Source organism: Bradyrhizobium sp. NBAIM08, assembly GCF_020193935.1.
GTDB lineage: Bacteria > Pseudomonadota > Alphaproteobacteria > Rhizobiales > Xanthobacteraceae > Bradyrhizobium > Bradyrhizobium yuanmingense.
On sequence record NZ_JADYVR010000492.1, the window covers coordinates 1 to 435 of the forward strand.

Consider the following 435-nt stretch of genomic DNA (forward strand, 5'->3'; position numbering starts at 1 on the left):
GATATATCCCCATCGTACAAAGGTGTACATGCCCAATTCCCTGATCTTTGCTGCAACCTTATTCATGACCGTCATTTCCTCCGGGCGCGCATTGTATGGCGCCATTGGTTCTTTTGTTATCCGGTTTTTGACCAGTTCGAGGCAGCCGAGCAAACCTGTATTGCGCCAGTCTCCGATGGAAGGATGTTTAGATTTTAGTTCTGAGATGCGCTGATCCATGTAGGCTCCCATTGCTGCAGCATTTTCAATAAGGTTGTCATCTTCATAGATCTTAAGTGTTGCTAATGCTGCGGCACAGGATACCGGATGTGCGGAATAAGTGAGTCCTATCGGCATGACGGCATCGTCATATTTCGCAGCGATTCTATCAGTCATCATTAGGCAGCCGAATGGTAAATAACCGCAAGTCAGGCCCTTGGCCATGCAGATCACGTC

General features: G+C 48.0%; 1 protein-coding gene. It reads right to left on the reverse strand.

What is annotated here, in order from left to right:
* The coding region (locus tag I6F37_RS40610) for an aminotransferase class III-fold pyridoxal phosphate-dependent enzyme (protein WP_225154462.1) at positions 1-423 on the reverse strand (423 nt) is incomplete at its 3' end.
* Between the last annotated feature and the right edge of the window lie 12 nt (positions 424-435).